The sequence below is a fragment of the Acinetobacter sp. AOR18_HL genome, from assembly GCF_027855145.1.
GTDB classification, from domain to species: Bacteria; Pseudomonadota; Gammaproteobacteria; order Pseudomonadales; family Moraxellaceae; genus Acinetobacter; species Acinetobacter pittii.
This window is the reverse complement of record NZ_JAKTIG010000004.1, coordinates 1-17,242: the sequence shown is the minus strand read 5'-3', so window position 1 is coordinate 17,242 and position 17,242 is coordinate 1. Positions and strand designations below refer to the sequence as shown.

The 17,242-nt window shown below is 40.3% G+C and carries 16 protein-coding genes; 9 read left to right on the top strand and 7 right to left on the bottom strand.

Annotated elements, in window-relative coordinates; all coding sequences use genetic code 11:
- Positions 1 to 5 precede the first annotated feature (5 nt).
- Together MKL51_RS00525 and cysM are read right to left on the bottom strand one after the other, a co-directional pair.
- A complete protein-coding gene (locus MKL51_RS00525) occupies positions 6 to 824 on the bottom strand; it encodes a 3'-5' exonuclease (protein WP_017482391.1) in 819 nt (272 codons plus the stop codon).
- Between the two features lie 12 nt (positions 825 to 836).
- Positions 837 to 1,769, bottom strand: a complete 933-nt coding sequence (gene cysM, locus MKL51_RS00520; protein WP_017482392.1) for a cysteine synthase CysM — start codon at positions 1,767 to 1,769, stop codon at positions 837 to 839.
- Positions 1,770 to 1,941: 172 nt separating this feature from the next.
- Here cysM and MKL51_RS00515 point away from each other — a divergent pair, with 172 nt between their 5' ends.
- The 6 genes from MKL51_RS00515 (at position 1,942) to MKL51_RS00490 (ending at position 8,832) form a co-directional block, all read left to right on the top strand.
- On the top strand, positions 1,942 to 4,749 hold the full coding sequence (locus MKL51_RS00515; RefSeq protein WP_017482393.1) for a GacS-like sensor histidine kinase: 2,808 nt from the start codon (positions 1,942 to 1,944) through the stop codon (positions 4,747 to 4,749).
- Between the two features lie 94 nt (positions 4,750 to 4,843).
- Positions 4,844 to 5,632, top strand: coding sequence for a crotonase/enoyl-CoA hydratase family protein (locus MKL51_RS00510; RefSeq protein ID WP_017482394.1), 789 nt, complete (start codon positions 4,844 to 4,846; stop codon positions 5,630 to 5,632).
- A gap of 12 nt (positions 5,633 to 5,644) precedes the next feature.
- Complete coding sequence (locus MKL51_RS00505; protein WP_017482395.1) at positions 5,645 to 6,514, top strand: NAD(P)-dependent oxidoreductase; 870 nt, start codon at positions 5,645 to 5,647, stop codon at positions 6,512 to 6,514.
- Between the two features lie 13 nt (positions 6,515 to 6,527).
- A complete protein-coding gene (locus MKL51_RS00500; protein WP_017387608.1) occupies positions 6,528 to 7,322 on the top strand; it encodes a hydroxypyruvate isomerase family protein in 795 nt (264 codons plus the stop codon).
- A gap of 81 nt (positions 7,323 to 7,403) precedes the next feature.
- Positions 7,404 to 7,805: a ribosome silencing factor gene (rsfS, locus tag MKL51_RS00495; RefSeq protein ID WP_001047580.1), complete on the top strand. Its 402-nt coding sequence runs from the start codon at positions 7,404 to 7,406 to the stop codon at positions 7,803 to 7,805.
- Between the two features lie 205 nt (positions 7,806 to 8,010).
- On the top strand, positions 8,011 to 8,832 hold the full coding sequence (locus MKL51_RS00490) for an SDR family NAD(P)-dependent oxidoreductase (RefSeq protein ID WP_017482396.1): 822 nt from the start codon (positions 8,011 to 8,013) through the stop codon (positions 8,830 to 8,832).
- Positions 8,833 to 8,887: 55 nt separating this feature from the next.
- Here the strand turns inward: MKL51_RS00490 and MKL51_RS00485 are convergent, their stop codons facing one another.
- The 3 genes from MKL51_RS00485 to MKL51_RS00475 are packed head-to-tail and all read right to left on the bottom strand — an operon-like array spanning position 8,888 to position 11,808.
- On the bottom strand, positions 8,888 to 10,342 hold the full coding sequence (locus tag MKL51_RS00485; RefSeq protein ID WP_017387605.1) for an NAD(P)(+) transhydrogenase (Re/Si-specific) subunit beta: 1,455 nt from the start codon (positions 10,340 to 10,342) through the stop codon (positions 8,888 to 8,890).
- Between the two features lie 12 nt (positions 10,343 to 10,354).
- The gene (locus tag MKL51_RS00480; RefSeq protein ID WP_000230434.1) at positions 10,355 to 10,669 is read right to left on the bottom strand and encodes a proton-translocating transhydrogenase family protein; all 315 of its coding nucleotides are present in this window, start codon (positions 10,667 to 10,669) and stop codon (positions 10,355 to 10,357) included.
- 11 nt (positions 10,670 to 10,680) lie between these two features.
- Entirely contained in the window at positions 10,681 to 11,808 is a 1,128-nt protein-coding gene (locus MKL51_RS00475) for a Re/Si-specific NAD(P)(+) transhydrogenase subunit alpha (protein WP_002117245.1), read from the bottom strand.
- Positions 11,809 to 12,046: 238 nt separating this feature from the next.
- Between MKL51_RS00475 and MKL51_RS00470 the strand changes: the two genes are divergently transcribed.
- The 3 genes from MKL51_RS00470 (at position 12,047) to MKL51_RS00460 (ending at position 14,658) form a co-directional block, all read left to right on the top strand.
- A complete protein-coding gene (locus MKL51_RS00470) occupies positions 12,047 to 12,973 on the top strand; it encodes a DMT family transporter (protein WP_017482397.1) in 927 nt (308 codons plus the stop codon).
- Positions 12,974 to 13,041: 68 nt separating this feature from the next.
- The gene (locus MKL51_RS00465; RefSeq protein WP_017482398.1) at positions 13,042 to 13,452 is read left to right on the top strand and encodes a RidA family protein; all 411 of its coding nucleotides are present in this window, start codon (positions 13,042 to 13,044) and stop codon (positions 13,450 to 13,452) included.
- Positions 13,453 to 13,467: 15 nt separating this feature from the next.
- Entirely contained in the window at positions 13,468 to 14,658 is a 1,191-nt protein-coding gene (locus tag MKL51_RS00460; protein ID WP_017482399.1) for an MFS transporter, read from the top strand.
- Between the two features lie 802 nt (positions 14,659 to 15,460).
- On the opposite strand, the gene MKL51_RS00455 is transcribed toward MKL51_RS00460, so the two are convergent.
- The gene (locus MKL51_RS00455) at positions 15,461 to 16,201 is read right to left on the bottom strand and encodes a hypothetical protein (RefSeq protein WP_005403709.1); all 741 of its coding nucleotides are present in this window, start codon (positions 16,199 to 16,201) and stop codon (positions 15,461 to 15,463) included.
- A gap of 2 nt (positions 16,202 to 16,203) precedes the next feature.
- On the bottom strand, positions 16,204 to 17,139 hold the full coding sequence (locus MKL51_RS00450; RefSeq protein WP_002123001.1) for an AraC family transcriptional regulator: 936 nt from the start codon (positions 17,137 to 17,139) through the stop codon (positions 16,204 to 16,206).
- Between the last annotated feature and the right edge of the window lie 103 nt (positions 17,140 to 17,242).

Below are 17,242 nucleotides of genomic sequence, written 5' to 3'. Positions count from 1 at the left end.
TGAACCTAAAAATCTGAAGAATTAAAATAGTGAGAAGTAAATTCAGTATGTTTTGAAGTGCGTTTCCATACTTCAAGAAAATCAGCCTGCTGTGGCATGGTCTGTAAATATTCAATACTCGAACTAATCCAATGGTTATGTTCATCTGCATTTAATTGGCCTTTTAGTACTAACCAACGCAAATAAATAAACCACGTATTGAGCACATCCCCTTCACAATAGCTCGTTAATTTTAACCACTGTTGATTACGAACATATTCAGGCACATGATAACCCGACTCACCACGCTTACCCGGCAAACCTAAAATACAGGCAATATCGTCAAGCTTTTGAAAATTACGGCCATTAAACATTGCCATAACGTCCATTAAGTCTATATGGCGATGGTGATAACGGTTTTGGTAATTATTAAAACGCTTCTGGCTATCAATCTCGCCTTGATCAAACAGACCAGGGGCAGATAGCCCATGATACATAGCGCGAAATAGGATAACTGGTAAATCAAATTGCGAACCATTCCAACTTACTAGCGTCGGATGGCGCTTATCAAAAATAGATAAAAATTTCTGTAAAATTTCTGCTTCAGAATATTGTTCTCGACTAAAAGAAAATAATCGAAAACCAGACTCATCGATCCATAAGCCAGAAATACAAACAATTTCATGTAAAGGCAAACGCTGAAAGTCCATACCAGATTCTTGGCGACGGATTTTCGTCAATGCTTGCTCTACATCTGCCTCAGGTAAATCAAGATGATATAAATGCGCACCCGCTTTTAAATCAGTTAAAGTTTCAATATCAAAAACTAAGGTAGGGAAACGCATTATTTCTCTCAATTATGAGTTATCGTCCTGTACTGAAAACAGACCTGTAGACAAGTAGCGATCGCCACGGTCACAGATAATGCAAACAATAACAGCACCCGGATTTTCTTCTGCAATTTTGATTGATGCCCAAACTGCACCGCCTGAAGATGTACCAGCACTAACACCTTCCATACGAGCTAATTTACGCATAGTTTTTTCAGCTTCAATTTGTGGAATATCGATAATACGATCAACACGGCTACTATCAAAAATAGTAGGCAAATATTCTTTTGGCCAACGGCGAATACCGGCAATACTTGATCCGTCTGCAGGCTGTAAACCAACAATTTGAATATCTGGGTTTTGTTCTTTTAAATATTTAGAAACACCCATAATGGTACCGGTTGTGCCCATTGAACTCACAAAATGGGTAATTTTACCGCCTGTTTGTTTCCAGATTTCAGGACCAGTCGTTAGATAATGAGCTTCAACATTATCAGGATTACCAAACTGATTTAAAACGTGCCCCTTACCCTCTTTTTCCATTTGTAAGGCTAAATCACGTGCACCTTCCATTCCTTGCTGTGGTGTCACTTCAATCAGCTCTGCGCCATAAGCCAACATTGCGTCTTTACGCTCTTGGCTCATATTGTTCGGCATAATAAGTTTCATTTTATAGCCGCGCATTGCCGCAACCATAGCCAAAGCAATACCTGTATTACCGCTGGTTGCTTCAATTAATGTATCACCCGGTTTAATTTGACCACGTTTTTCTGCCTGCATAATCATGTTATATGCAGGACGGTCTTTTACAGAACCTGCCGGATTATTACCTTCCAATTTTGCTAAAACTATCGCTTGCGTATGAGAAGCTAATCGCTGCAAACGAACTAGAGGCGTCTTACCTACATAGTGATCTAACAAAAATTCGTCGGCTAAAAAATCAGGTTGTGTATTACTCATGATCAACACCTATATCGAGGTGGGCCTATTGTATGAAAAAATGCTCGGTACTGCACCCATTTCAATATGCTTTTTCATGAAAGCGATTAAAGCTCGGTCATTTATAAAATGCCGTCTGTTTTAAAATAAAGCGTGATAAGATGCCCTACAGAGAGATAAATCTGATGTAGCCATGTCTAATTTCAATAAAACCTTATCGAAACGCTTACGTCTGAATCACGCATATGGGCAATTGATTGCTCTTATTTTTGTGCCCATTATGATTTTAACGTGTGTTGGTGCTTTTCTGGTTTTAACTGAAACCTCGCATTCAGTAAAACAACAACAGCTACATCATGCCTCAGCAATTTTAGCCCGCTATAATCAAATCGCACTAGATTTATACCACCTAGTTGAACTACAGCCCGATGAATATGACCATGCTCAGCACATCATGCAAAGCATGTTTAATGAAAAAAATCTAAAACGTGCTGCGTTAATTGATAGCAATGGTCAGACTTATTTAAGTATCGGTTATCGAGACAATCGTTATTGGCCAAACTTTACTGAAAAAAATAATTTTTTTGGTCCAATCTCTTATAACCACAACAATATTTATGGACAGCGGATTAGCGACACACCCGGAAAAGCACCTGTCTGGCTTGTGATTGAAATGGATAATCAGCCACTAGAATTGGCACGTTACCGTATTTTGATTGCCCTCGTCATTACTGGCTTAATGACCTTACTGTTACTTTTACTTTGCTTGAATTTTTATTCGCGTCGGTGGATTGCACCGATGTACGAAATTCGCATGCAGTTGCAACGTTTAAATGCAGACACGTTGGACCAGCATATGGTCATTAACAGTACGGGTGAATTGCGCTTATTACAGCGTGATATTGCAAACGTTGTTAAACGATTGCACTTTAGCTTTTTAGAGTTAAAAGAACACACCGAACAAACCGAAGAAGACTTACGCAGAACGCTAGATACCTTAGAAGTTCAAAACATTACCTATCGTCAAGCACGTGACCAAGCGATTTCTTCAAACCAAGCCAAATCGGTTTTTCTTGCCAATATTAGTCATGAGCTTCGAACGCCTTTAAACAGTATTGATGGCTTTATTCATTTATTACTTCGTCAACAAAACCTAAATAACGAACAAAATCTTTACCTGCAAACTATTCGCAAGTCATCAGCCCATTTATTGGCATTAATTAATGATGTATTAGATTTCTCAAAAATTGATGCTGGTAAATTAGAGCTCGAAACAGCGCCGTTTGATTTAGAAGAAGCCGTCTTTGACGTCATGGATATGCTGTCTCCACTGGCTGCCCAAAAGCATATCGCTATGGCTTTTTACTATGCCGACAATATTCCACAACAAGTGATTGGTGATGCTTTACGCTTCAAACAAATTCTGACTAACTTGATTTCGAATGCGATTAAATTCACTCCAGATGGCGAAATTATTGTTCGTGTTCGTATGGAACATGATGATATCGGACAATGCCTACTTCATTTTAGTGTTCAAGACAGTGGTATTGGTTTAAGCGGTACAGATCGTAATAAATTATTTGAATCATTCTCGCAAGGTGATGCATCCGTTACACGTCAATTTGGCGGTACAGGTTTAGGTCTTGCGATCTCTAAACAGCTCGTTCATCTCATGCATGGCCAAATTGGCTTTGAGGACAATCAGGAACGTGCTCCAACAGAAAAAGGTTCAACCTTCTGGTTTACCGCACAATTTGTAGTAGATGAAGATTACGAGATTGAACACCCGCACTTTGAACATTTACAAGTGGTGTCTTATCTTGCCCACCCCGCTACAGCAAGTGTTTTACGTTATTACCTTGAGAACTATCATGTTCCTCACATCGAGACGCAATCGATTCTGGACTTGTTTAGCCGCTTAAAGCATCTTGATCAGAAAGATAATACATGGCTCATTGTTGACCATAGTGGTGATACTGAAGCGTTATTAAAAGAAATTCGTAGTCGTTATCAAGGTAATTTGGCAGTTTATGGCTATCAAATGACGCTTGAGCCAAACATGCTCACTGAATATCGTGCTCGTCCTCTCTATCAACCACTCAGCCGAAGCGGACTCATTCAATTATTAAATGATCAGCCTATTTTTGAAGAGGAACAACAAGACTTTAATGGTCAGGGTTTACACATTCTGGCAGTGGATGACCATTTACCTAACTTAATTGTTTTAGAAGCCCTACTGGGTGAACTTAACGTTAGAACAACTAAAGCAATCAGTGGTCAAGAAGCGCTTAATCTGATTCAAGAGCGAATCGATCAGAAACTCAAACCATTTGATTTAGTGTTTATGGATATTCAAATGCCTGTTATGTCAGGTATTGATACAACTCGCGCTATTCGTTCATTAGAGTCGACTTTAGATGGTGAAATGCAACTTCCAATTATTGCATTAACAGCCCATGCCCTTGCCGATGAAAAACAAAAACTTCTCAAAGTCGGCATGAATGACTATGTCACCAAGCCAATTCAAATGGAACAAATTATCCAGATTCTAACGCAATGGACTAAAAACAACTTTACAGCAAAAGCTCCAGATAAAGACCATCATGTCGTTGCAGAAGCATTAGACCCAGAAATTCTAAACTGGCAACAAAGCTTGCAGCTTGCAGCAAACAAAGAAGATCTTGCTCAAGATTTACTTAAAATGTTAGTTGATAGTTTCCCAACTGAGCTAGACGAAATGCAGCAGCTTATTGAGCTTGAAGACTTCCCTCAACTTGAGCATGTTTTACATCGTCTTTATGGCGCTACACGCTATGTAGGGACTCCAAAACTACAACAAGTGACCGGTGACTTTGAGCAATTTGTTTCAACACTACGCAAAGAACGCCGTATAGCCGATGAAAGCTTTATTGAAGAAGTTATGAGACGCTTTGATGAGTTAGGACTTGTTGTCAAAGAAGTAGAAAGTGCTGCTCATCAAATCTTAGTAATCCCTGACTAACAGACCGACTAAATAGGCATGACTGAGCTGTCATGTTTCCAAATTACAGCCATGTTATGCTCCGCTTATCGATAAAAAAATAAGCGGGAATTTCATGGCACTTTTACGTATTGAAAAGAATAATGGCATTGCAACAGTTTATCTAAACCGTCCTGATAAACGTAACGCCATGAGTTTTGCCCTTCTCAAAGAACTCGTTTCAACAGCAAAAGCCATTAAAAAAGATAGAGAGATCCGCTGTGTGATTTTGACAGGTGAAGCACAAGTTTTTAGTGCTGGAATTGATTTATCTGATCTGAATAATCCGAAAAATTCTGCCTTTGCCATTTGGGAGCTTGTGAAACCCGGACAAAGCCTATTCCAGAAAGCATTCCTGATTTGGCAAAATTTACCTGTACCTGTGATTGCAGCTCTTGAAGGATATTGTTTTGGTGCCGGAATGCAACTTGCCTTAGCAGCTGATATTCGCATTTCTCATCCAGACACTAAAATGTCGATTATGGAAAGCCGTTGGGGCTTAGTGCCAGACATGGGACTTACTCGTTCATTGAAGGGACTAATTGGCGTTGATCTTGCAAAAGAACTCACCTTAACCGCTCGTGTTTTCAATGGAAATTATGCAAAAGAAATTGGTCTTGTAACTCATTTAAGTGACTCTCCGCTAGAAAAAGCAAATGAAATTGCCACTGAAATGTTACAACGCTCACCCGATGCTCTCACTGCTGCAAAACGTGTACTTGATGCAATGGAACACCAACCAGAAAAATCATTACGTCTAGAAAAAATCTGGCAACTTAAATTATTACTTGGTAAAAATAGCAAACTTGCTCGTAAAAAAGACAAACATCCGGAAGTTAATTTTTTACCACGCCAATATAAATAAAGAGCTTAGATTATGAATTTTGATCGCAACACCCCTATTGCTTTTTTAGGTATAGGGCTTATGGGGAGCCGCATGGCAACCCGCCTTATTCAAGCTGGCTTTCAAGTTGCGGTTTGGAATCGAACCCCTTCTGCATGTGAAGAACTGATTGATATCGGCGCACAGCCTCTAGATCTTATAAATATTGGCGAATATCCTGTTATTTTAATCTGTCTAGCAGACGACAAAGCCGTAGAGGCAGTATTTGAAAAAATTCAGCCCAACTTAAAAGCTAAACAAGTTATTGTGGATTTCTCAAGCTTATCTGTTGCTGCAACAAAAACACTTGCTCAAGCAGCTTCCGCGCATGACGTTACATGGATTGATTCACCCGTATCAGGTGGAACAGCTGGTGCCGAACAAGGCACACTTGTTATTTTTGCAGGTGGTGATGCTCAAACCATTACAGAATTAACGCCTGTTTATAATGTCTTATCTCAACGTGTAACACGAATGGGAGACACAGGAACTGGCCAAGCCACCAAAATCTGCAATCAACTCATTGTTGCAGCCAACAGTGCTCTTATTGCAGAAGCTGTTGCTCTTGCAGACCGAGCTGGTGTAGATACGACTTTGCTCGCTCCAGCCTTAGCAGGTGGATTTGCAGATTCAAAACCTTTTCAAATTCTCACCCCACGTATGGCAACTCATACCTTTGAACCTGTTCAATGGAAAGTTCAAACATTATCAAAGGATCTTAACAACGCAGTAACATTGGCTAACAATGTTAATTTAGATATCCCAGTTGCACAAAAAGCTCTATTACAGCTACAAACTCACCAAAAAAATGGCTTTGCCGAGAAAGATTTAGCTACTATGATTCAATTAATAGAGCAAAAATAAACGGAGTTTGAGTATGGGTCGTCTTGCAATCAATTTATCCATGATTTTTACCGAAGTTCCTTTAATTGAACGCTTTGCTCTGGCCCATGCTCAGGGCTTTGAATATGTCGAAATTCAATTCCCTTATGAATTGTCTATTGCAGATATTCAAACTCAACTCGAACGCTATAACCTCAGCCTTTGTTTAATTAATGTGCCTGCAGGTGATCTTATGCAAGGCGGAAACGGTTTAGCAGGCATTCCCGGCCAAGAAACAGCATTCCATGAGGCATTAGAATTGGCTATTAGCTATGCCACGGCTTTAAACGTTCCTCGTGTTAATATTTTGGCGGGTAAGCAACCACTAGATGCTGACTTACTTCCTTGTTTAAAAACACTAGCAGCCAATTTAAAACTTGCCTGCAACTTACTCAGTGAACATGATATAGAACCCGTTTTTGAAATGATTAATGGCACGGATATGCCTCGCTTTTTGGTGCAGAACATTGCGCAGGGCCAAGAAATGCTAGAAGCAGTCAATCATCCTGCCCTCAAAATGCAATATGACTGCTATCACATGGCCATGATGGGGGAAGATGTACTTGAGGGTTTGCAAGAGAATATTAACTTAATTGGACATATTCAATTTGCAGACTGTCCGGGCCGCCATGAGCCTGATACAGCTCAAATTCCTTATGAACAAATTTTTTCTTGGTTAAAGCAAAGTTCATATCAGAACTATATTGCAGCGGAATATAAACCTGAAAATGGTTCAAATCAGTCGTTTACATGGAAGAAAAAATACTTTTCTGATGATGTAAATATATAAACTGTTACGACTTCTGTTTGAAATTTAGTGCGAAAACCACTATATTAGATAGTGAGTAATTGTCAGGAAAATATACCCTATATGAATTTAGAACCATCGCCCAGCGTGTCTAATTCTCACGATTTCGCAATGAACACCTCAAATAAAGACGTACAAGCTTGTCTCAAAGTCGTCCACGATGCTTTAGTTGATGTAAAAGCAAAAGATATTCTCCAGTTAGATGTTAGCTCAATTAGCAATGTCGCTGATGCTATTGTAATTGCAAGTGGTACTTCTACTCGCCATGTCAAAGCACTTGCTGACAATGTTGCAGAAGAAGCTCGAAAAGCCGGTTTCCGCCCGATTGGCGTTGAAGGTGAACGAGATGCAGAATGGATCTTAATTGATCTCGGCTTTGTTGTAGTACACGTAATGCTACCAACAGCTCGTAAATTCTATGATTTAGAAAGCTTATGGCGTACGGCTCCAGAGTCGGTTGCTTAAAATTTTGCTTTTAAAAAAAGCGGCTCTTTTGAGCTGCTTTTTTTATTTATCCACATCTATTTTAAGCACTTTCAAATACCATACCCTATCCCAAAACACCAATCATCACATATATCTAAATTTGACATGACAAATTGTCAAATTTACAGCACTATACAAATTCTTGAAGTCCCCACCAATAAATAGCATAACCAGAGTACAGAAAGTGAAGATATTAATTACAGGTGCTAATACGGGCATAGGTTTCGCCACAGCAGAACAACTCGTTAAACAAGGGCAACATGTGATTTTGGCATGTCGAAATCCTCAGAAAGCGCAAGAGGCACAAAACAAACTAAGCTCACTTAACCAAGGACAAGTCGATGTCGTTTCTCTCGACTTAAATAGTCTTGAATTAACTAGAAAAGCCGCCGATGAAATTGCTGATCGCTATGGCAACCTTGATGTACTTATTAATAATGCAGGTTTATTTGCCAAAACCAAACAGTTGACCAGTGAAGGCTTTGAGCAACAATTTGGGGTTAATTATTTAGGCCATTTTTTATTAACTCAAAAACTACTCCCAGTTTTACAACAATCTCCTAAAGCGCGCATTATTCATCTTGCGTCTATTGCTCATTGGGTTGGCTCAATTAAACCCAATAAATTTCGTGCAGAAGGTTTTTACAATCCCCTGTTCTATTACGGTCAATCAAAGCTTGCGAATTTACTATTCAGCAATGCATTAGCAGAACAGTTAGCTGGAAGTTCAATTACCAATAATGCATTACACCCGGGTGGTGTTGCTTCTGATATTTATCGAGACTTACCAAAACCTGTCTATGCAGCGATGAAATTAGGACTAGTACCAACTTCAGTTCCAGCAAACCTCATTACAGAAATGGCAACTTCTGAAGCATGGCAACACCGTAATGGCGAATATGTCAGTGCACATATGCCAGACTGGAAATCATCACATGCTAAAAATCAGCAACTGGCACGTGACTTATATCAACAATCTATGGATCTTGTAGAAAAATTTCTTTAAAAAATCAGCCCAAATAAAAAAACCACCCGAAGGTGGTTTTTTATTTCAAAGCAAATTAGTGGCCTGTACCGTTAATTGCTTTTGTCATATCTTCAACAACTTTCTTAGCATCACCAAAGATCATCATTGTTTTTTCATTATAGAACAAGTCGTTGTCTAGACCAGCATAACCAGTTGCCATAGAACGCTTGATCACCATGATTGTACGCGCTTTATGAGCTTCAAGAATCGGCATACCATAAATTGGTGAGCTTGGGTCATCTTTTGCAGCTGGGTTTACAACGTCGTTTGCACCAATTACAAGTACTACGTCTGTTGCTGGGAAGTCTGAGTTGATCTCATCCATTTCCAAAATGTCTTCATATGCTACGTCTGCTTCAGCAAGTAGTACGTTCATATGACCAGGCATACGGCCTGCAACCGGATGGATTGCAAAGCGAACGCGAACACCCTGCTCTTTCAAAAGTTCACACAACTCTTTTACAGCATTTTGTGCACGACCTTGCGCCATACCATAACCAGGTACAATCACAACGCTGTCCGCATTTGACATTAAGAAGCCAGCATCATCAGCAGAACCTGAACGGTAGTTACGTTGAACTTGTTCACCTTTATCTGCAGATGCAACTGCTGCACCGCCCATTGCTCCACCAAACAATACATTGATGATAGAACGGTTCATTGCTTTACACATGATGTACGACAGAATCGCACCAGATGAGCCTACAAGCGAACCTGCAACGATCAACATGTTGTTTTCAAGAGTAAAACCAATACCTGCCGCTGCCCAACCAGAGAATGAGTTAAGAAGCGATACCACTACAGGCATATCACCACCACCAACCGGTGCAATCCAAACCCAACCAAATGCAAGTGCAAGTGCTGTCATTGCCCAGAAAGCAGTCATATTGCCAGTTGTAAAGAAGTAGAAACCACAAGCCAACATCGCAACAAAGATAAGTGCTTGAACAGGTTTAACCCATGCACCAGAAATTGTTTTAGCCCATTTTTTCGCAGCCAATTTACCATACGCAAACACAGATGCAGTAAAGGTAATCGCACCAACGAAACAACCAACAAACAATTCAAATAAGTGAACCTTACTCATGTGTGCATGCTGCACGCCAGCTGCTGTTAAAGCCGCCTCATTTTGAGCGAATAGTTCAGTAAGTTGGTTATTATGTAAAATTGCAGCAATCGCAATTAATACCGCAGCCAAACCCACTAATGAGTGCATAAGCGCAACAGTTTCCGGCATTTGAGTCATTGGCACTGTACGTGCACGTGCGATACCCACGATTGCACCTAACACCATTGCCCCAACGATCATCCAAATAACTGGGTTATTCGCAACAAAGAAGGTGGTTACAACTGCAATCGCCATCGCGATCATACCGTAACGGTTACCTTGAATTGCTGTTTTAGGGCCAGATAAGCCACGAAGCGTCAAGATAAAGAGGATTGCGCCAACAAGGTACAACCAGTTTGCATTTGCTTGAATAAATTCCATGTCAAAGCCCTCTTATTTCTTTTGCTTAGGCTTGAACATTTCCAGCATGCGTGCAGTTACTGCAAAGCCACCGAAAATATTAATGCTTGCCAAAAATACTGCAATCGCACCGAGTACGCTCACCACATTCACACTTTGAAATGCAACGTTAGCATCTACACCTAAAACTGGCAGTCCTACAGTTTGCAACATCGCACCTACCACAATAATAGATGACAACGCATTGGTTACCGCCATAAGTGGTGTATGCAAAGCTGGCGTAACTCCCCAAACCACGTAATAACCTACGAAGATGGCAAGGACGAAAATTGTAATAGTTTCAACCATGAGAAATCTCCTTAACCACGCTTAAGCAGTACTTGACCGCCATGAGTGACCAATAGGGCTTTTTGGATTTCGTCTTCCTGATTAATCGCAAAGTTTTTCTCTTTGTCGAATAAGGTCTCTACGAAATTAAAAACGTTACGCGCATACAATGCAGAAGCTTCTGTTGCTACAGTTGCCGGAATATTTGGAACACCCAAAATTTTCACGCCATTTTCTGTAAACACAGTCTCACCAACTTTAGAGCCTTCAACGTTACCACCAGTTTCAACAGCCATATCTAAAATGACAGAGCCCGGTTTCATCTTGGCAACAGTTTCAGCTTTAATTAAACGTGGTGCATCACGACCTGGTAACAATGCAGTAGTAATCACGATGTCAGCATTAGAAACAGCTTTATCTACAATCGCAGCTTGGTCTTTGATGTATTGCTCACCCGGCATCCATCCATAACCATTTTTAGCGGCATCTGCTGCACGTTGTTGCTCTTCTTCAGACATTGGGACGTCTAACCACTTACCACCTAAAGACTCAACTTGATCTTTAGCTGTAGGACGTAAGTCTGTCGCTTCAACAATTGCACCTAAACGTTTTGCAGTTGCAATCGCCTGTAGACCAGCAACCCCAACCCCCATGATCACAACACGCGCAGGCTTTACAGTACCCGCAGCAGTCATAAGCATTGGGAACATGCGTTGATATTCAGCAGCAGCAAGTAAAACTGACTTATAACCAGCTAAGTTTGCTTGAGAAGACAACACATCCATGTTTTGTGCACGAGAAAGCGTACGAGGAAGCAGTTCTAAAGCAAAAGCAGACACTTGTTGATTCGCAAACTGATCTAGCTCGGTATTACGATAAGGATCAAACATTGCTACAACAGCAGTATTTGCTGCAAGTTTCTGAATTTCCCCGCCCTGTGGTGCGCGAACTTTCAAAATAATTTGACTACCCGTATAGGCATCATCCGTAATGGTTGCACCGACCTGTTCATAAGCACTGTCAATGTACGCAGCCTTTACACCAGCACCACGTTCAATCACAACGCTATGACCAGCGCTAATCAACTTCTTTACTGTCTCTGGCGTAGCAGCTACACGATTTTCACCGACGACAGTTTCGGTTGGGATTCCGATCTGCATGAGCGTTCCTCAAGCTAATTTCTCATTGTCAAAAACATTGCAAGCTGCAATGTTTCCCCCATGTGTATTCTTTGTACATAATTTGGATTCTAATTGAACTTTTTTAAAATACCACCCACTATTTATTTAATAAATACCCATATTTTGAACTGATGATTCACGATATTAGTTTAGAGGTGTAACATAGGAAGATTTTTCTTTTTTTGCAGACAATAGTCTCTCTTATACAGTCCTGTATATGAAAATTTCTTTATCTTCGTTTCAAATCGGGTCTTTTTTTGCTCTTTGCTCTGCGTTTCTATTCAGTACAAAAGCAATCTTTATTAAACAGACTTATGCCCTTTCTCCATTAGTAGACGGTACGGTCCTGATGACTTTACGCATGTTAAGCGCTTTACCGTTCTTTCTATTAATTTGCTGGTTTAACAGGCATCATAATCAGGGCATAAAAAAGAAGGATTGGCTAATTTTAATTTTTGCCGGTCTATTAGGCTACTACTTTGCAAGTTGGCTCGATTTCATGGGCCTTATGTTTATTAGTGCCTCTTTAGAACGAATTATTCTATTTTTATATCCCACGCTTACAGTCATCGTATCAAGCTTACTCTACAAACAAAAATTAGATGTAAAAAGTTTCTTTGCCATTTTTCTTAGTTATGGTGGAACCGTGCTGGTTATGCTTCAGGAGCACAACAACGCACCAATTCAGGGCAACTTCTGGTTAGGGACAAGTTTCGTATTTGCAAGTGCCGTGGCTTTCGCTGGCTATTTGTTGCTGACGCCACCTCTCATTAAGAAATTTGGCTCTTGGAATTTCACAGGGTTAGCCTTAACCGTGGCCTGTATCGGCACATTAACTCATTACGCATTAAGCACACCTCATCCAATTCAACTCCTATTACAACTCCCTTCTAGTGTAATTTGGTATGGCATTGGCTTAGGCTTTTTAGTTACCGTCTTACCTACCGTTATGCTCATGCAAAGTATTGAACGATTAGGTGCCTCTCAATCTGCAATGATTGCTTCAATTGGACCAGTTTTAACGATTTTGCTTGCCGTTGCTTTTTTAAATGAACATCTCAATATGTGGCAATGGGTCGGCTGCCTTCTTAATATTGTCGGCGTCATGATGATTACACTTAGAAAGAAAAGACTAAAACATTAAATTCTCTTGACCTCAACTTAAGTTGAGGTTGGATACTCATCTAAATTTTAATAAACGGTTGAGTTCCAATGAGTCAAGAAATTTTTAAAATCATAAATCCATCAACTTTATATGACCCAACGCCAAACGCTTATAGTCATGTTGCTGTAGTGGAAAGCTTTAAGAATATTATTCATGTAGCAGGTCAAGGAGGCGAAAATTCCCAAGGTGAATTAAGCCCAAGTTTTGAAGAACAAGCGAATCAAGTTTTTGATAATATTCAACATGCTTTAAAAGCGGCCAATGCAGAGCTTAGCAATATTGCTGTATTGAGAGTTTTAGTTGTTGACCACTCGGTCGAAAAACATCAAATTCTGATTAAAATTATGCAAAATTTATGGAAAAATCATCCTTTTCCTGCCTGTACACTTATTCCTGTGCCGCGCCTTGCACTAGAACACATGCTTATTGAAGTTGAAGCAACGGCATACACCCAATAAAACTGAGAGAACGTCATGTCTACCCCTGAAGATATCAGTCAAAATAAACCTTTGCTTTGGTTGATGGCAGCAGCATGCGGTTTATGTGCAGGTGTGAATTATTATTGTCAGCCTCTAATTCACTCTATTCAGCAAGAGTTTGCTGTAACTCAAGCACAAGCCGCTTTAACAGTGACATTTGCTCAGGTGTCTTATGCCCTCGGTTTACTCTTTATTGTCCCGTTGGGTGATATTGTCAATAAAGCCAAAGCTATTCCGTTTTTGATGGTACTTTGCGCAGTTGGTCTATTTACATCTGCTTTTGCTGTGAACTTACCCATGTTGTGGATTGGTACAATCTTAGCGGGATTGTTTTCTGTTGCTGCGCAAGTCCTGATCCCACTTGCCACAATGACCGTAAAGCCCGAAAAAACTGGCGAGATCATTGGTTTTTTAATGAGTGGCTTATTGGTCGGAATTTTACTCTCTACCAGTTTAGCTGGCTTATTTTCCAACCTTTTCCACTGGAAAATAGTCTATGTCGTCAGCGGCGTATTAATGCTTCTGTTGGCATTTACCTTAAAAAGCCGTCTGCCTTATGTCTTACGCATGAAAATGAACTATGGACAAATATTTGTTTCCATGGCTCAACTCTTAAAAGAGGAAAAGCGACTATTATTAAGAGCGCTTACAGGTGCTTTCGCCTTTGCCGCAGTAAGTATTCTGTATTCCACCATCGCCTTACTTTTAACTTCGGCACACCATTTGCCCGATCTATTTATCGGACTAGTCCCACTAGTTGGTATCTTTGGGGCATTATCAACACGCTATATTGGTAAATATGCCGACCAAGGCTACACAAGGTTACTTACGTGGATGGGTTGTGGACTGTTTTTGGTAAGCTGGCTTTGTTTCTATTTCGGACAAACCCTCCTTTCTAGTTATGTTATTGGCTTTGCTTTAATTCAATTAGCACTCGCGCTCGTTCATACGAGCAACCAGAGCATTATTTTCCGTTTACGTCCGGATGCTAAATCTCGTATTAATGCCATCTATATGACCACTTATTTTATTGGAGGAGCTGGTGGCTCTGCCTTAGGGATTTTTGCTTGGAATCATGGCGGGTGGACTATGACATGTGTTGCAGGTGTGGCTCTTGTTCTGCTTTGTATTTTATTTAGTGTCCTTGATGCTTTCTTACAAAAAAAGCAGCTCACTCACTCATAAAGTAAATTGTTATAAATCATCTTTCTATATTCAACATAAGGGTGGTTATAAATTACTCGGTTAAATGCCACTGTCGATTCAGGGCTAAACCCCGTATAATGCTGCCCTTTCATTCATTTAGCGACTTTTGGGTCTATTGGCTATGCAATCACTTCAATCGTTACAACCTCGTATTTCTGTCGCACCTATGATGGATTGGACAATAAATTTAAAATATATATTAAATATCAATAATTTATAAAAATATTAAAATTCCATGGCGTAAAATTGGTGTAAGTTTAATCTTTTGTATCAAAACTTAATCCCTCAACATTCTCACTCCCAAACAATGATTGACGATCTAACGCTCCAGAACCAAATCAGGGATCTGGCTTTAGCGAGTCGGAGCGAACCGACCGATGGTTGGCGTACCGAAGAGCTTGACCCTAAGTTGTGGAACGGTTGGCGTAAAATGATTCAGGGGGACCGGCTAGAAATCGCTGAATACGATCTGACGGCTAAGGTTAGCCAAGGGGACTCTCCTAGTGACAAGCCCGGAGTGGTTGAAGGTCTAAAACAAAGAATAAGGGCTTACAACTTTAGTAAACAAAGGACGTCATCAATAGCAGTGATATAAAAAGTTATCTTTGCCGCCCCGATAAGGCTTTACGGGGCGACTAAGTCTCACCCAACCGACAATTCCGATAGTTTCAGAATAAGCTTTGAGTTTTCTAAGATTGGAATTACTACACCACAGCACGTACTCGAGATACTACAAATAGCTTTTTGGTAGGACCGATACCGAATAAATATCCATAATACATCAGGAGAAACTTTTTTTAATTTTCTGTAACCGGTCATAAATCAGTGGCGGATAATTTGCATGATATTCACCACACTCTGGGCAATGCTCTTGTTTTAGGTACGCTTGATTGTCGAGATCTTGATAAGGAAAAACGCTGAAGAGAAGTTCGTGCTGCATAAGCGTTTTATAAAAACTCTTATGATAAGGTGCAATCTCGCTGTCTTTGATTTTGTCGAAATATAGGTCAACGCTGTTCAAAATGCTCATAATTTCTTTAACCCCGTCGAACCTTAAAATGTCGTCATCTTTGTGAATATCAACATCTAAGCTCTCTAGATCCTCAATGAAACATTTAATCGCTCGCCGGGAATGCAAAAGGATCATTTGCGACTTGCCATCAATCATCTTTTCCTGATCGTAGCTAAAATTTTTAATGTTTCTTTCGACGAACATATAAAGTTCGTGAAGCTGATTCAACTCGTGCCTCAGTTGCTCCTTCGTATATTCCTTTTCGATTTGCTGATGGAGGATGCCATTAGCGTCAATCTGAGCTTTTAACACCAGAAAGAGAAGCACTGAACCCAGAATTTGTAGAAATGGGCTTGAAATACCTCCAAGAACATCTCCTATTTCGCCATAACCTTTCAAATATTGCAGCGGAAGAAGAGGTGCAAACAAAGGGATAAGCAGGCAAGCCGCACCACCAATGACTATGACCCAGAAAGCTATTTTGGTAACAGGAGAGTTATAGATATTCATTTTTACACCTTTTCAGAATTTTCTTTTCTGTACGCGCTAGGAGTTTTGCCAATTTTTTTCTTAAACAACTTTTGAAAGTGTTCATGTGCCGGATACCCAATGGCTTCACTCACTTCGGGAACAGACTTACCGGATTCTTTAAGCAGCTGCTTTGCTTTTTCAAGCCGACAATAGGTTAAATAATCAAGAGGTGTCATGCCTGACAGCTCCTTAAATTTGACGCTGTAGTTCGTACGCGACATCCCCGCAATCCCGGCGAGATCGTCAAGACCCCATTTTTTATCGAGACTATGATGAATAGCTTCCAAGGTTTTGCTGAGTTGCGGATTTTCGATCAGTTTGAAGAATCCAGCATTTTTATTGGATTTGTACATGTGGATTCTTAACGCTTGCACGAAGATAATTTCGGTCAGCTTTCTGACTAACGTGTTGCTTCCAGGAAGCCCTGATTTTGCTTCCTGCTCTATAATACTTAAAAGCATGGCAAGCCAAGGCGAGTGGGAGTTATCAGCACTCTTGATATGCACGACATTTGGCAGCGAATTTAAGAATGGATGATCGGGTCCGCCATTAAAACAAAAATGTCCGCAAACGACGTTGGCTTTGAGCTTGCTCTGATCACCGTATTCCAAAACTTGAGCTTCGGTGAGGTTGGCTTTAGCTCTAAATTCGACCGCAGGCTCGGCCTTGATTTTTGGTGCACTGGCCATGGTGTGCTCCATCCCTTTGAAAAAGATCAAAATATCGCCCTGCTCCGCCAATGCTTTAAGTTTAAGTTTTGGCACCTCATACCAAAACTCGCCATGAGTCACGATGTGAAATCTCGCTAGATTCTCTTCCTGCGGGAGGCTGATGCCCCAGTCTCCCGCAAATGAGGTTCTATACCAGTAGCTGCTAGTAAGCTCTACCTTATCTAAAATTTCACTGAGAACATCCATATATAGCTCCTACGTAAACTGTCTAATAAGTCACATTATACGAACTATTGAGCATGTTATATCTATTTTACATGCTGTAAATTCAGTTCCATTAGTAAATAGA

What these genes read in the sequence shown, in the direction of transcription:
- MKL51_RS00455 (WP_005403709.1), bottom strand. Translation starts at nt 16,201, where the DNA reads ATGAATATCTATAACTCTCCTGTTACCAAAATAGCTTTCTGGGTCATA.
- cysM (WP_017482392.1), bottom strand. Translation starts at nt 1,769, where the DNA reads ATGAGTAATACACAACCTGATTTTTTAGCCGACGAATTTTTGTTAGAT.
- MKL51_RS00465 (WP_017482398.1), top strand. Translation starts at nt 13,042, where the DNA reads ATGAGTCAAGAAATTTTTAAAATCATAAATCCATCAACTTTATATGAC.
- MKL51_RS00450 (WP_002123001.1), bottom strand. Translation starts at nt 17,139, where the DNA reads ATGGATGTTCTCAGTGAAATTTTAGATAAGGTAGAGCTTACTAGCAGC.
- MKL51_RS00485 (WP_017387605.1), bottom strand. Translation starts at nt 10,342, where the DNA reads ATGGAATTTATTCAAGCAAATGCAAACTGGTTGTACCTTGTTGGCGCA.
- MKL51_RS00470 (WP_017482397.1), top strand. Translation starts at nt 12,047, where the DNA reads ATGAAAATTTCTTTATCTTCGTTTCAAATCGGGTCTTTTTTTGCTCTT.
- MKL51_RS00505 (WP_017482395.1), top strand. Translation starts at nt 5,645, where the DNA reads ATGAATTTTGATCGCAACACCCCTATTGCTTTTTTAGGTATAGGGCTT.
- MKL51_RS00480 (WP_000230434.1), bottom strand. Translation starts at nt 10,669, where the DNA reads ATGGTTGAAACTATTACAATTTTCGTCCTTGCCATCTTCGTAGGTTAT.
- MKL51_RS00515 (WP_017482393.1), top strand. Translation starts at nt 1,942, where the DNA reads ATGTCTAATTTCAATAAAACCTTATCGAAACGCTTACGTCTGAATCAC.
- MKL51_RS00475 (WP_002117245.1), bottom strand. Translation starts at nt 11,808, where the DNA reads ATGCAGATCGGAATCCCAACCGAAACTGTCGTCGGTGAAAATCGTGTA.
- MKL51_RS00460 (WP_017482399.1), top strand. Translation starts at nt 13,468, where the DNA reads ATGTCTACCCCTGAAGATATCAGTCAAAATAAACCTTTGCTTTGGTTG.
- rsfS (WP_001047580.1), top strand. Translation starts at nt 7,404, where the DNA reads ATGAATTTAGAACCATCGCCCAGCGTGTCTAATTCTCACGATTTCGCA.
- MKL51_RS00500 (WP_017387608.1), top strand. Translation starts at nt 6,528, where the DNA reads ATGGGTCGTCTTGCAATCAATTTATCCATGATTTTTACCGAAGTTCCT.
- MKL51_RS00510 (WP_017482394.1), top strand. Translation starts at nt 4,844, where the DNA reads ATGGCACTTTTACGTATTGAAAAGAATAATGGCATTGCAACAGTTTAT.
- MKL51_RS00525 (WP_017482391.1), bottom strand. Translation starts at nt 824, where the DNA reads ATGCGTTTCCCTACCTTAGTTTTTGATATTGAAACTTTAACTGATTTA.